Genomic DNA, 13,836 nt, shown 5'->3' on the forward strand with positions numbered 1-13,836 from the left:
CGATTCGCGATGAGTGCGCGCCTCCAGCAGGCCCTGCAGATGATTCGGGCGACCGGAGGTGCCGACGGCCATCGCTGAACGCTGCGCGTTCCGGTACCATAGCCGGCTTTTTTTGGGAGGTGTCCATGGCGCAGTATCAACCCGGTCAACGCTGGATCAGCGACAGTGAAGCGGAACTCGGCCTGGGGACCATCCTGGCGCTGGACGGCCGCATGCTCACGGTGCTCTATCCCGCCACCGGTGATACCCGCCAGTACGCCGAGCGCAATGCGCCGCTGACCCGCGTGCGCTTCGCCCCGGGCGATCAGATCACCCATTTCGAAGGCTGGAAGATGACCGTCCGCGAAGTGGACGAGATCGACGGCCTGCTGATCTACCACGGCCTCACTGCGCAGAACGAGCAGCACACCGTCCCGGAAACCCAGCTGTCGAACTTCATCCAGTTCCGCCTGGCCAGCGACCGCCTGTTCGCCGGGCAGATCGACCCGATGTCCTGGTTCGGCCTGCGCTACCACACCCTGGAACACCGCACCCGCCTGCTGCAGTCCTCGCTCTGGGGCCTGGGCGGCGCCCGCGCGCAACCCATCGCGCACCAGCTGCACATCGCCCGCGAAGTCGCCGACCGCATGGCGCCGCGCGTTCTGCTGGCCGACGAAGTGGGCCTGGGCAAGACCATCGAAGCGGGCCTGGTGATCCATCGCCAGCTGCTCTCCGGCCGCGCCAGCCGCGTGCTGATCCTGGTGCCGGAGAACCTGCAGCACCAGTGGCTGGTGGAAATGCGCCGGCGCTTCAACCTGGAAGTCGCCCTGTTCGACCGCGAGCGTTTCGTCGAGAGCGATGCCAGCAATCCCTTCGAAGACACCCAGCTGGCCCTGGTGGCGCTGGAGTGGCTGCGCGAGGACGAGAAGGCGCAGGACGCACTGTTCGCCGCCGAGTGGGACATGCTGGTGGTCGACGAAGCCCACCACCTCGTGTGGCACCCGGAGCAGGCCAGCCCCGAATACCAGCTGGTGGAGCAACTCGCCCAGGTCATCCCCGGCGTGCTGCTGCTCACCGCGACCCCGGAACAGCTTGGCCTGGACAGCCACTTCGCCCGTCTGCGCCTGCTCGATCCGGACCGTTTCCACGACCTGGAAGCCTTCCGCACCGAAAGCACCCAGTACCGCCCGGTCGCCGAGGCCGTGCAGGAACTGGTGGACCAGGGCAGCCTGTCCCCCGCCGCCCGCCAGGCCATCCACGGTTTCCTCGGCAGCGAGGGTGACGAGCTGCTGGCCAGCGTCGAGGCCGGCAATGAAGACGCCCGCGCCCGCCTGGTGCGCGAGCTGCTCGACCGCCACGGCACCGGCCGCGTACTGTTCCGCAACACCCGCGCCGCCGTGCAGGGCTTCCCGGAGCGCCAGCTGCATCCGTATGTGCTGACCAACCCGATCGAGTACATGGAGCTGCCGCTGGGCGAGCACCCGGATCTCTATCCGGAAGTCAGCTTCCAGGCGCAGTCCGACGATGGCGACGAGAACAACCGCTGGTGGCGCTTCGATCCGCGCGTCGAGTGGCTGATCGACACCCTGAAGATGCTCAAGCAGTACAAGGTGCTGGTGATCTGCGCCCACGCCGAGACCGCCATGGACCTGGGCGATGCCCTGCGCCTGAAGTCCGGCATCCCGGCAACCGTGTTCCACGAGGGCATGAGCATCCTCGAACGCGACCGCGCCGCCGCCTACTTCGCCGATGAAGAATTCGGCGCCCAGGTGCTGATCTGCTCGGAAATCGGCAGCGAAGGCCGCAACTTCCAGTTCGCCCACCACCTGGTGCTGTTCGACCTGCCGGCCCACCCGGACCAGCTGGAGCAGCGCATCGGCCGCCTCGACCGGATCGGCCAGAAGCACACCATCCAGATCCACGTGCCGCACCTGGAGAACAGCCCGCAGGAACGCCTGTTCCAGTGGTATCACCAGGCGCTGAACGCCTTCCTCAACACCTGCCCCACCGGCAACGCCCTGCAGCACCGCTTCGGCCCGCGCCTGGTGGAGCTGCTGGACGGCGGCGACGACGACGCCTTCGAGGCCCTGCTGGCCGAAGGCACCGCCGCCCGCGAGGCGCTGGAAGCCGAGATGCACAACGGCCGCGACCGCCTGCTGGAGCTGAACTCCGGCGGCGCTGGCGAAGGCGAGGCACTGGTGGAGGAGATCGAGGAACAGGACGACCAGTTCGCCCTGCCGATCTACATGGAGCGCCTGTTCGACACCTACGGCATCGACAGCGAAGACCACTCCGAGAACGCCCTGATCCTGCGCCCGAGCGAGAAGATGCTCGACGCCAGCTTCCCGCTGGGCGACGACGAAGGCGTCACCGTCACCTACGACCGCGCCCAGGCCCTGGCCCGCGAAGACATGCAGTTCCTCACCTGGGAACACCCCATGGTGCAGGGCGGCATGGACCTGGTGCTGTCCGGCTCGCTGGGCAACACCTCGGTGGCGCTGATCAAGAACAAGGCGCTCAAGCCCGGCACCGTGCTGCTGGAACTGCTGTTCGTCAGCGAAGCCGTGGCGCCGCGCAAGCTGCAGCTGGGCCGGTTCCTGCCGCCGGTGGCGCTGCGCTGCCTGATGGACGCCAACGGCAACGACCTGTCCGCCCGCGTGTCCTTCGAGACCCTGAACGACCAGCTGGAAAGCGTGCCGCGCGCCAGCGCCAACAAGTTCGTGCAGGCGCAGCGTGATGTGCTGGCCAAACAGTTCGCCCAGGCCGAGACCAAGATCACCCCGCGCCATGCCGAGCGCGTCGAAGCGGCCCGCCAGCAGTTGACCGCGACCCTGGACGAAGAACTGGCGCGCCTCACCGCGCTCAAGGCCGTCAACCCCAGCGTGCGCGACAGCGAACTGGACGCCCTGCGCAAGCAGCGCGACGACAGCCTGGCGCTGCTGGACAAGGCCTCTCTGCGCCTGGAAGCGATTCGCGTACTGGTCGCTGGCTGATCCGACCAACGCGTCATGAAGAAGCCGCCACCGGGTGACCTGTGGCGGCTTTTTTCATGGCTGCCGTTGCCACCGGCTCCTACGTATAGGCGAGGTCCGCAATCAGCGAATCAAGCCGCTCTATTCCCGGCACTTTCAGACACACCGACTACCATTGACGCTGCGCAAGGGATTCTCGCCCATGGGGGGATAGAGTTTCCTTACCAAGCCACTCATTGAGGGAACACATCATGTACGAGCGCATTCTGGTAGCGGTGGACGGCAGCCCGGTTTCCGACCGCGCCCTGGTCGAAGCGGCCAAGCTGGCCCAACTGAGCGGCGGCGAGCTGCGTGTCGTCACCATCGTCGACAGCCCGCTGCGCCATCTGCCCGACTACGCCGTGTACTACAACCCGGAGCCGCTGCGTGAAGCCGCGCTCAAGGCGGCCGATGACATCCTCGGCAAGGCGAAGGAGAAGATCGCCGAGTACCCGGTCAAGGCCAGCTACGAGCGGGTCTGTCAGGAGCGCGCCAGCGAAGAGATCGCCGAGCGCATCGAGGTCGAGGCCGAAGCCTCCAAGGCCGACATCATCGTCATGGGTACCCACGGCCGCCGCGGCGTGCGCCGTCTGATGCTGGGCAGCGTGGCCGAAGGCCTGCTGCGCGTCAGCAACCGCCCGGTGCTGCTGGTTCGCGAGAAATAACAGCCCGCGCAAAGACAAAAGGCCCTGCGGTGCAAACCGCAGGGCCTTTTTCGTGGCCGCCGTTCAGAGCGGCGCTCAGGTCACTGCGCAGCAGTCATGTCGCGCTTGCAGGAGTGGAAGATATCCAGGTCCGGCTGGTACAGGCTGGTGTGCACGCCGTAAAGACCCAGCACCGAGTGGAACAGGTTGTCGTGGCTCAATTCGGCACCGTCGGCCTTCTTCTCCAGGCAACCACGGTCCACCCCCATACCACCCAGCGCACCGTTGCCGAACCACATCACCATGGGCACGTGGGTCTGTGCCTTGGGAGCGATAGCATAGGGCGCGGCGTGCAGGTAGACGCCATTCTCGCCCAGCGATTCGCCGTGGTCGGAGACGTAGATCATCGAGGCATCGAAGCGCTCCTGGTTCTGCTTGAGCAGCTCCACCACCCTGGACAGGAAGAAGTCGGTGTAGAGGATGGTGTTGTCGTAGACGTTCACCAGTTCCTCACTGCTGCAACTGCCCAGCTGGTTGGTGCGGCACACCGGAGTGAAGCGCTCCAGCGACTTGGGATAGCGCTCGTAGTACTCCGGGCCATGGCTGCCGTCGGCGTGCAGGACGATGATGGCGTTGTCCTTGAGGCCGTCGATATAGGCCTGCAGGTTCTGCAGCAGGGCCTCATCCAGGCAGTTCTTGCCGTCGCAGAACGGGCCGGGCTGGTCCTTCGGAATATCGCGGTTGGGCACGCGCAGGCAGGTGCCCTTGCAGTCGCTGTTGTTGTCCAGCCAGAGCACCGACACACCGACGCGCTGGAGAATGTCCAGCAGCCCCTGGTTGGTCTTGCCCTTCTTGTCGCTGTAGTCCTCACGCGGGAACCTGGAGAACATGCAGGGCACCGACACAGCCGTCGACGTGCCGCAGGAGCTGACATTGGTGAAGTTGAGGATGTCGAGCTTCTTCAGCTCCGGGTTGGTGTCGCGGGCGTAGCCGTTGAGGGAGAAGTGGTCCGCGCGGGCGGTTTCGCCGACCACGAAGATCATCAGCGACTTCTTGCCGTCGGCGCGCACCTTCTGCGGCATCACCGCATCTTCGCCGATGGGCTGCACCACGAAGTTTTCCTTGATGCCCAGGCGCTGCTTGGTGAACTTGCTCACCGCGTAGATGTAGTTGGTCGGGTTGATGAAGTGGGTCAGCTTCTCTTCCTGGCGGAACACCGGGGCGTAGGTGGAATAGAACGCACCCACGCAGACGGCGACCACCACCAGGCAGCCGAAGATCACCAGTACCTTGTTCAGCAGGCCGCGGAAGAACGGGCTGTAACGCACTGGCGTCAGCCAGATGATTGCCGCCGGCAGCACGCCCAGCAGCAACAGGTAGGCCACCAGGCGCCCGCTGAACAGCGCAGTGGCTTCACCGGGGTTGGTCTCGATGATGTTTTGCACCATCACGGTATCGATCACGACACCGTAGGAATTCATGAAATATGCCGCAGCCGCCGACACCAGCGCGACCAGGGTCAGCGCCGGCTTGAGCAGCGGGCGGAACGACACCAGGGTCAGTAGCAGGGTGAAGGCTGCCCACAGGAAGAAGGCGAAGGACGCGAAGAACGCCACACCCCAGAGGCCTGCCATCGGCACCAGGCTGTTCAGCGCGCGCCAGGTGGCGAAGTTGTAGAACAGCACGAGTGCCAGCGAGAACACCAGGATCAGCCGCGCGGGGCTGACCTGTGGGAAGAGGCGGCGCTTGCCCTCGGACATCGAGCACACTCCTTACATCGATAGTCGGATAGGAAATGGGATGGCCGACCCTGCCGGCCGGCGGCGCAACTCTAGCGGGCAGTTAGTCAAAAAAGTGTCAAGTTGGCTACATCCTTCTGCCACTTCACCGGGGTATGAGCTATGTGGCCTTTTGGTACTACCGTACGTCGTCTATAGGCAGCCAGTCTGTCGGAAACAACTGTCAGGCCTTGCGAGCGGAAAGCGACTTTCTAGACTCACAGCAAAGTGATATCAATTTGCTCTCACACCCCCCCACATTCGGAGCTCCCCGCCCATGGACTGGCACCAGGACGCCGTACCCGATGCTGTGCTGCTGGAGTGTTCCCACAATACCGGCCTGGTTCTGCTGGCCATCGTCATTGCCTGCGCCGCCAGCTTCGTCGCCCTGAACATCACCGCGCGGATGGTTCGCGCTCCGCAACACGCCCATCGCTGGCAGTGGGTCGGCGGCATCTGCCTGGGCAGCGGCATCTGGTCGATGCACTTCGTCGCCATGCTGGCCTTCCACGCCTCGGTGCCGCTGCACTTCACCGGCGGACTGACACTGCTTTCACTGCTCATCGCCATCGCCATCTGCGTGGTTGCCATGCGCCTGCTGGCCCACGCCGGACTGAGCCCGCTGCAATACCTGCTGGCCGCCTGCTGCATCGGCGCCAGCATTGCCGGCATGCACTACACCGGCATGGCGGCCATCGAGTCGCCGCCGATGCAGCATTACGACCCGCTGCTGGTCACCCTCTCGGTACTGATGGCCGTGCTGGTGGCGTTCGTCGCGCTGGTGCTGGCGCCGGTACTCAACCGCCAGCCGCCGGGCCGCCAGTGGATCTACCAGATTCTCGCCAGCCTGCTGCTGGGCGGCGCCATTTCCAGCATGCACTTCACCGGCATGGCCGCGTTGACCCTGACCCTGCCCAGCTGGGTGGCGCCGGTGGCGGACCTGGGCCGCAACAACGCCATCCAGCTCGGGCTGATGGTGGGTCTGCTGGCCCTCGCCGTGGTGCTGGCCGGGCTCTGGGCTGCCTGGATCGAGGACAGCCTGGAAAGCAAGGTCAGCGAACTGAGCCGGGTCAACGCCCTGCTCACCCAACTGGACAGCGCCAACGCCTCGCTGCAGAAACTGGCACGCTTCGACGGCCTCACCGGCCTGCATAACCGCAACGCCCTCAACGACGAGTTCGAGGCCCGTCTGCAACGCAATCGCCAGAAGGCCCAGGGCATGGCGGTGATCCTGCTGGACCTGGACCACTTCAAGCGGGTCAACGACTCCCTTGGCCATGCCGCCGGCGACGAGCTGCTGTGCATTGTCTCCGAACGCCTGCGCAGCGCATTGCGCAGCACCGACCTGCTGGCGCGCTTTGGCGGCGACGAGTTCTGCATCCTCGCCGACCTGGGCGAGGACCACGAGGCGCGCATCCTCGCCCAGCGCCTGATGCAGCGCATGAAGGAGCCGATCAGCATCGCCGGGCGCAGCCTGGTGATGACCATGAGCGTCGGCATCAGCCTGTTCCCCAACGACAGCGAGCAACCCGAAGAACTGCTCAAGCACGCCGACCTCGCGCTGTACCAGTCCAAGGGCAACGGCCGCAATGCCACGCATTTCTTCAGTCCGCACCTGAAGACCAAGGCGACCCAGGAGCTGCAGCTGGAAGAGGAACTGCGCAAGGCACTGTGGGACGACGAGCTGGTGCTCTATTACCAGCCGATCCTGCGCATCGACCACGGCGACGTGGAGCAGCTCGAAGCCCTGGTGCGCTGGAAGCATCCGACCCACGGCCTGCTGGCGCCGGACCGCTTCATCGGCCTGGCGACCGCCAATGGCCTGATCGGCGCGCTGGACGCCTGGGTGATGCGCCGCGCCTGCCAGGACCTGCGTCGCCTGCACGATCTGGGCTACAAGGACTTGCGCGTGGCGGTGAACTGCTGCGCCAGCAACCTGGGGCGCGAGGGACTGGTCGATGAAGTCCAGCAGACCCTCGCAGACACCGGACTGGATGCGCGCTACCTGGAGATGGAAGTCACCGAGAACGCCGTGATGTCCAACATCAGCCAGGCCATCCCGCTGCTCAATCGCCTGCGCGACCTGGGCGTGAGCCTGTCCATCGATGACTTCGGCACCGGCTACTCGTCGCTGTCCTACCTGCGCCAGCTGCCGCTGGATGCGCTGAAGGTGGACCGGTCGTTCATCCGCGATGTGCCGCAATCACGGCGTGACAGCGAGATCGCCCAGGCCATCATCGCCATGGCGCAGAAGCTGCACCTGAAGGTGATCGCCGAGGGCGTGGAGCACGCGCAGCAACTGGCGTTCCTGCGCGACAACCATTGCGAGCTGGCCCAGGGTTACCTGTTCAGCCGGCCCCTGCCCCTCTCCGCGCTGGTGGACTTCCTCGAAGCCTACCGCGAGGACAGCGACGCGGCGCTGCTGCGCAGCCAGGCCTGAGGCCCTTGATCCAGGCTCAGAAGTCGAACTTGCCGGCGCGCCAGCGCGGCAGCCAGCGCAGGGAATCGGCGGTGGTACCGGTGGGACGGTACTCGGCACCCAGCCAGCCGTCGTAGCCGACGTCATCGAGCACCTGCAGCGGCACTTCGAACTCCATCTCGCCCGAGCCCGGTTCGCCGCGCTCGGGGTAGTCGGCGAACTGCACGTGGCCGATCTGGCCCATCAGCGCGTAGATGCAATCCACCAGCTCCAGGCCCATGCGTGCCATGTGGTAGAGGTCCAGTTGCGCGCGAAGGTTTTCCCGCGCCACACGCTCGAGCATGTCCTGCAGGTGCTCGGGGGTATTGAGCAGGAAGTCCTTCATGTCGTGACAGTTGATGGCTTCCATCAACACGTCGGTGCCGCTGCCGGCGAAGGCATCGCAGGTGGCGCGCAGGCGCTCGGCGAGGGTCTGCAGCGCGACCTCGCGCTCCAGCCCCTCGACCAGCCGCCCGGCCAGTACGTTGATGTGCTGCGGTTTGACGATGCGCGCATAGTCCAGCGCCTTGGCCAGCGCCGCTTCGAACTCTGCCGCGCGCTCCGGCACGGCGGCAATGCCCGGCCCTCCCTGCATCAGGTCACCGGCCGGCAGGTTGATCAGCACCAGCGGCAGGCCGGCTTCGTCGAGCGCGGCTTTCAGGTCCTGCGCGGGCACGTCGTAGGGGAACTGGATCTCCACGCCCTCGAAACCGGCCTTGGCGGCGGCGTCGATACGCTGCAGCAGCGGGACTTCGGTGAACAGCAGGGACAGGTTGGCGCAGAGTTTCATGCGGGAAATTCCTTCGACTGACGGTATTGCTCGACCAGGGTAGCCGGGTCGCGTTCGAGATGGCCCTGGCTGCCGTGCAGGCGCATCAGCTGCGCAGCGAGGCCGCTCATGGGGGTGGCCGAACCTTCCTCGCGGGAAAGTTTCACGGCGGTATCCAGGTCCTTGAGCAGCGTGCGCACGTGCCACTTCACCGGTTCGAAGCGGCTCTCGGCCATCTGCGGGGCAAGGATCTGCAGGGGTCTGGAATCGGCGAAACCGCCGGCCAGGGCCGGGGCGATCAGGCTCGCATCGACGCCCGAATTTTCTGCCAGCGCCACCACTTCGGCGATCACCAGGGCATTGCAGGCGACGATCATCTGGTTGCACACCTTGGTCACCTGCCCCGCGCCGACATCGCCCATGCGCGTCAGGCGCTGGCCAAGGTGGGCAAGGATCGGCCGCACACGCTCGATGTCCTCGATCCGGCCGCCAGCCATGATCGCCAGGGTGCCGGCTTCGGCGCCCGGCGTGCCGCCGGAGACCGGCGCATCGATCCAGCGCATGCCGGTGCGCGCTTGCAGCTCGGCGGCCATCTCGCGGGTGGCGGCCGGCTCCAGGCTGGAGAAGTCCACCAGCAGCTGGCCGGCGCGGGCGCTCTCGACGATGCCGCCAGCCCCGAACACCACTTCACGCACGGCGGCGGTATCGGCCAGGCAGAGCATCACCACCTCGGCGTCGGCGCAAAGCTGCGCGGGGGTTTCCACGCCCCTGGCGCCCTCGGCGGCCAGCAGGTCGCGCTTGCCGGCGGAACGGTTCCACACGCTCAGCGGGTAACCGGCGGCGAGCAGGCGGCGCGTCATGGGTACGCCCATCAGGCCGAGACCGGCAAATGCGAGGGATGGCAAAGGGGACGACATGGGGTGATCTCCAGTTCGACAGCAGGACGGGCACGGGGAGGCGGCATTCTAGCAGGCATGAAGTTGACCCGGCGGACCACAAGCAGGCTGCCAAACAGCCGCGCCATCACTATACTCCCGGGGTTTTTTCCGCCATTGAACCGGAGAACTCTCCCCATGCTGAAACGCTCCCTGGCGCTCGCCGCCGGTTTTGCCCTGTCCCTGTCCGCCGTATTCGCCCACGCCGACACCCCGAAAGAACTGAAAGTCTCGGCCATTCCCGATGAAGCCCCCACCGAGCTGCTGCGCAAGTTCAAGCCGCTGGGCGCCTATCTGGAAGAGCAACTGGGCATGCCGGTGAAGTTCATCCCGGTGTCCGACTATGCCGGCGTCGTCGAAGCCCTGGCTTCGGACCGCCTCGACATGGCCTGGCTGGGCGGCTTCACCTTCGTCCAGGCGCGCCTGAAGACCGGCAACGCCATCCCGGTGGTACAGCGCGAGCAGGACCAGCAGTTCACCAGTAAATTCATCACCGCCGACCCGAACGTGAAATCGATCCAGGACCTCAAGGGCAAGACCTTCGCCTTCGGTTCCGTATCGTCCACCTCCGGCAGCCTGATGCCGCGCTACTTCATGCAGAAGGACGGCGTGGTACCCGAGCAGTTCTTCTCCCGCGTGGCCTACTCTGGCGCCCACGACGCCACCGTGGCCTGGGTCCAGGCCGGCAAGGTCGACGCTGGCGTGCTCAACGCCTCGGTCTGGCAGAAGCTGGTCGACAGCGGCAAGGTCGACACCAACAAGGTGAAGGTCTTCGCCACTACCCCGACCTACTACGACTACAACTGGACCGTGCGCGGCAACCTCGACCCGGCTCTGGCCGAGAAGATCAAGAAGGCCTTCCTCGCCCTCGACCCGAGCAAGCCGCGCGACAAGGAAATCCTCGATCTGCAGGCGGCCAGCCGCTTCATCGAAACCAAGCCGGAGAACTACACCGGCATCGAGGAATCGGCGCGCGCGGCCGGCCTGCTGAAGTGACCCTGAAACTGACCGGCGTGGAGCATATCCACGCCAACGGCCAGCGCTCGCTCGCCGGTATCGACCTCAGCGTCGCTGCCGGTGAACGGGTGGCGATCATCGGCCCGTCGGGTGCCGGCAAGACTACCCTGCTGCGCATCCTCGCCACCGCACTGAAACCGGCTTCCGGCCGTTACGACCTGCTCGGCACCCAGCCCTGGGCACTCAGTGGCCCCGCGCGCCAGCGCCTGCGCTCGCGCATTGCCCTGGTGCACCAGGCCCCGCCACTGCCGCCGCGCCAGCGGGTGGTCACCGCCGTGCTCGCCGGCCGCCTCGGCCAGTGGCCGCTGTGGAAAAGCCTGGCCAGCCTGCTCTACCCCGTCGACAGTGCCGGCGCCCGCAGCGAGCTGCAGCGTCTGGATCTGGGCGACAAGCTCTTCGAACGCTGCGACCAGCTGTCCGGCGGCCAGCTGCAGCGCGTCGGCATCGCCCGCGCGCTGTACCAGCAGGCCGAAGTGCTGCTGGCCGATGAACCCGTCTCGGCCATGGACCCGGTGCTCGCCGGCCACACCCTCGGCGTGCTCACCCGTGAAGCGCAGAACCGTGGCGTAACGCTGCTCGCCAGCCTGCACGCGGTGGACCTGGCGCTGGAACACTTCCCGCGTATCGTCGGCGTGCGCGACGGCCGTATCGCCTTCGACAAGGCGGCGGAGAACGTCACCCCCGAGGACCTGCGCGCCCTCTATGCCAACGAGCAGCTCGGCCAGCAGGACGCTTCCTCGCCAGTGGGCAAACCGCTGGTGGTGCAGATTCCGCGATGCTGAACCCGGCACTTTCCAAGAACGCGCCCCGCGACCCGGCGGCTCTGCCGCGCCTGCTGCTCACCCTGCTCGCCCTGGCCCTGTTGTGGCCGGGCCTGCACCTGTCCGAGCTGGATATCGCCGGCCTGTTCAGCGGCGACAACGCGCGGACCATGGCCAATTTCCTCGGCGGCTTCTGGCCGCCGGCCCATGACCAGGAATTCCTCGCCCTGCTCGGCCGCGCCACCCTGGAGACCCTGGCCATCGCCACCGCCGGCATGGCGCTGGCCTGGCTGATCGCCTTCCCCGCCGCCCTGCTGGCGACGCGCGCGCTGTCGATCTCCGCCCTGCCCCGCGGCGGCCTGCCGGCCTGGTGGGCACGGGCGCTGCGCTGGCCGGTGCGCGGGCTGCTGATCGTGCTGCGCAGCGTGCCGGAAATCGTCTGGGCGCTGCTGTTCGTTCGCGCCGTGGGCCTGGGCCCTACCGCTGGGGTGTTGGCCATCGCCATCACCTATGGCGGCATGCTCGGCAAGGTCTACGCGGAAATCTTCGAGTCGGTGGACCCGCGCCCGACACGCGCACTGCTGCTGGGTGGCGGCTCGCGACTGCAGGCCTTCGCCTACGGCGTACTGCCCTCGGCGGCGGCAGAACTGATCTCCTACACCGTGTACCGCTGGGAATGTGCGATCCGCGCCTCGGTGGTAATGGGCTTCGTCGGCGCCGGCGGCCTCGGTCAGCAGATCGACCTGTCGCTGCGCATGTTCGCCGGCGGCGAGGTGGCGAGCATCCTGCTGACCTTCCTGGTGCTGGTGCTGGGCGCCGACCTGCTCAGCCGCTTCCTGCGCGGGAGGCTCGAATGACCGGCCTGCTGCGCAGCCTCGGCTGGCTGCTGCTGATCCTGCTCGCCATCGGTGCGTCCTTCGCCTACCTGGAGATGGACACCGGCGGGCTGTTCGACACCCGCGGCCTCGGCCAGATGCTCGATTACGGCCGCGACTTCCTCGCGCCGGACGTGAGCCGCGCGCACTTGACGGCGGTCGGCCGTGGCGCCCTGGAAACCCTCGCCATGTCCGCCATCGGCACCCTGCTCGCGGCACTGCTGGGCATGCTGCTGGCACTGCCGGCAGCCGGGCGCTTCGGGCGTATCGCGCAAAGCCTGTCGCGGCTGTTCCTGAATGCCCTGCGCGCCGTGCCGGAACTGGTCTGGGGCGCACTGATGGTGCTGGCTGCCGGGCTCGGCCCGAACGCCGGCACGCTGGCGCTGGCGCTGCACACCGGCGGCGTGCTCGGCCGGTTGTTCGCCGAAGCGCTGGAGAACACCCCGACCGCTCCGGCCGAGGCGGTGCGCCTGGCCGGCGGCGGACGCGTAGCTGCCTTCGCCTACGGCACCCTGCCGGCTGTCTGGCCGCAGCTGGTGGCCTACATGCTCTACCGCTGGGAGAACAATATCCGCATGGCCAGCGTGCTCGGCTTCGTCGGCGCCGGTGGCCTGGGGCAGATGCTGTATTTCAGCCTCAGCCTGTTCCAGCAGGCCCAGGCAGCCACAGTGATCATCGCCATGCTGCTGCTGGTGCTGTGCGTCGACAGCCTGAGCGCCTGGGCACGGCAGCGCTGGGTGAGTCACTGAGCCCTGCGGTCGATGGCGCGCAACAAAAAGCCCGGCACATGGCCGGGCTTTTCGTTGAATGCGTCGCTTACGAGTCGCCGTGGATCACCTTGTCCAGGTCGATCGGGTCGCCCGGATGGGTGCCGAGCTTCTGACGGATGTCCTCGAACATCGCGTCGTATTCCTTGTGGTTGCGCACCATCGAGCCGAATCGTGGGTGCAGGCCGTGCTTCTGCGCGATACGGGTGGCATCGCTGGCAAAGTTGAAGGCCTGCTCCCTGGGCATGTCCCACTCTTCGGTAAAGGAATTACCGTCGATCTCGCCCTTCATGACGAAGTGGACGATGGTGCCCTTTTCCACATCCTTGCGGACTTCATAGTTGATGTGAGCGTCGATCTCCTGCTGCCCCAGACCCGGCAGGGACTGGAGATGCAGATGGCCCGGTTCGAACATGGCGAATCTCCTTCTATGGAATCCCGACAGTCTAGCCGGCCTTTTCGAATTGGAAATCGCCCCGGGTCAGTGCACGGACTCTTTTCGAACTCTTTCTTGAACCAGCACCCAGGGCGCGATCACCACCGCCCAGAGTTCCGGGTCGCGGTCATGGAAATCCTGCGCCAGTATCTCGTCGACCTTGCTCAGATCACCACTGGCCAGCCAGGCGGCAACCTTCGTCCGATCGTCCTCGGCCACGCCCATCGCGATCTCCACCAGATCGGCGGAACCCGCGACCTTGAGCAGGTTGCCGCGGGCGAAGAAGGGGGCGAGTTCCTGCCAGGAAATCTTCGCGGTTTCGCCAAGCAACTTGGCATAGAGGGTGCTAGCTTGTTCTGTCATGGATCTCACCTGGTAAACGAACGGCGCCATGATAGCGCCGGGA

12 protein-coding genes are annotated in these 13,836 nt (G+C 66.3%); 7 read left to right on the top strand and 5 right to left on the bottom strand.

What is annotated here, in order from left to right; translation table 11 throughout:
• Positions 1-119 precede the first annotated feature (119 nt).
• Both rapA and J2T47_RS08425 read left to right on the top strand, forming a co-directional pair.
• Positions 120-2,972 carry an RNA polymerase-associated protein RapA gene (gene rapA / locus J2T47_RS08420; protein WP_253444627.1) on the top strand — a complete coding sequence of 951 codons (2,853 nt, stop codon included), beginning with the start codon at positions 120-122 and terminating at the stop codon, positions 2,970-2,972.
• 230 nt (positions 2,973-3,202) lie between these two features.
• The gene (locus tag J2T47_RS08425; RefSeq protein WP_253444635.1) at positions 3,203-3,655 is read left to right on the top strand and encodes a universal stress protein; all 453 of its coding nucleotides are present in this window, start codon (positions 3,203-3,205) and stop codon (positions 3,653-3,655) included.
• A gap of 80 nt (positions 3,656-3,735) precedes the next feature.
• Here J2T47_RS08425 and J2T47_RS08430 read toward each other — a convergent pair whose 3' ends face one another.
• The gene (locus tag J2T47_RS08430; protein ID WP_253444639.1) at positions 3,736-5,394 is read right to left on the bottom strand and encodes a phosphoethanolamine transferase; all 1,659 of its coding nucleotides are present in this window, start codon (positions 5,392-5,394) and stop codon (positions 3,736-3,738) included.
• Between the two features lie 295 nt (positions 5,395-5,689).
• Between J2T47_RS08430 and J2T47_RS08435 the strand changes: the two genes are divergently transcribed.
• Positions 5,690-7,852 (top strand): putative bifunctional diguanylate cyclase/phosphodiesterase, encoded by a 2,163-nt coding sequence (locus J2T47_RS08435; RefSeq protein WP_253444643.1) that lies wholly within the window; start codon positions 5,690-5,692, stop codon positions 7,850-7,852.
• 16 nt (positions 7,853-7,868) lie between these two features.
• On the opposite strand, the gene J2T47_RS08440 is transcribed toward J2T47_RS08435, so the two are convergent.
• Together J2T47_RS08440 and J2T47_RS08445 are read right to left on the bottom strand one after the other, a co-directional pair.
• Positions 7,869-8,660 carry a hydroxypyruvate isomerase family protein gene (locus J2T47_RS08440; protein ID WP_253444646.1) on the bottom strand — a complete coding sequence of 264 codons (792 nt, stop codon included), beginning with the start codon at positions 8,658-8,660 and terminating at the stop codon, positions 7,869-7,871.
• On the bottom strand, positions 8,657-9,556 hold the full coding sequence (locus J2T47_RS08445) for an NAD(P)-dependent oxidoreductase (protein ID WP_253444649.1): 900 nt from the start codon (positions 9,554-9,556) through the stop codon (positions 8,657-8,659). Before J2T47_RS08445 ends, J2T47_RS08440 begins: the two co-directional genes overlap by 4 nt.
• Before the next feature lie 156 nt (positions 9,557-9,712).
• Here J2T47_RS08445 and J2T47_RS08450 point away from each other — a divergent pair, with 156 nt between their 5' ends.
• Genes J2T47_RS08450 through phnE form a run of 4 tightly spaced genes read left to right on the top strand, consistent with a single transcriptional unit; the run spans position 9,713 to position 12,976 of the window.
• Positions 9,713-10,570, top strand: a complete 858-nt coding sequence (locus J2T47_RS08450) for a putative selenate ABC transporter substrate-binding protein (protein ID WP_253444653.1) — start codon at positions 9,713-9,715, stop codon at positions 10,568-10,570.
• On the top strand, positions 10,567-11,373 hold the full coding sequence (locus tag J2T47_RS08455) for a phosphonate ABC transporter ATP-binding protein (protein ID WP_253444657.1): 807 nt from the start codon (positions 10,567-10,569) through the stop codon (positions 11,371-11,373). The genes J2T47_RS08450 and J2T47_RS08455 overlap by 4 nt, the downstream gene beginning before the upstream one ends.
• Entirely contained in the window at positions 11,367-12,209 is an 843-nt protein-coding gene (locus J2T47_RS08460) for a PhnE/PtxC family ABC transporter permease (RefSeq protein ID WP_253444660.1), read from the top strand. Before J2T47_RS08455 ends, J2T47_RS08460 begins: the two co-directional genes overlap by 7 nt.
• Positions 12,206-12,976: a phosphonate ABC transporter, permease protein PhnE gene (phnE, locus tag J2T47_RS08465; protein ID WP_253444663.1), complete on the top strand. Its 771-nt coding sequence runs from the start codon at positions 12,206-12,208 to the stop codon at positions 12,974-12,976. The genes J2T47_RS08460 and phnE overlap by 4 nt, the downstream gene beginning before the upstream one ends.
• A 67-nt stretch (positions 12,977-13,043) precedes the next feature.
• Here the strand turns inward: phnE and J2T47_RS08470 are convergent, their stop codons facing one another.
• Positions 13,044-13,409: a DUF5064 family protein gene (locus J2T47_RS08470; protein ID WP_253444666.1), complete on the bottom strand. Its 366-nt coding sequence runs from the start codon at positions 13,407-13,409 to the stop codon at positions 13,044-13,046.
• A gap of 66 nt (positions 13,410-13,475) precedes the next feature.
• Positions 13,476-13,793, bottom strand: a complete 318-nt coding sequence (locus J2T47_RS08475; protein ID WP_253444669.1) for a DUF2288 domain-containing protein — start codon at positions 13,791-13,793, stop codon at positions 13,476-13,478.
• Positions 13,794-13,836 lie beyond the last annotated feature (43 nt).

Origin of the sequence: Pseudomonas nitroreducens, assembly GCF_024170165.1 — a bacterium.
Taxonomy (GTDB): Bacteria; Pseudomonadota; Gammaproteobacteria; order Pseudomonadales; family Pseudomonadaceae; genus Pseudomonas; species Pseudomonas nitroreducens_C.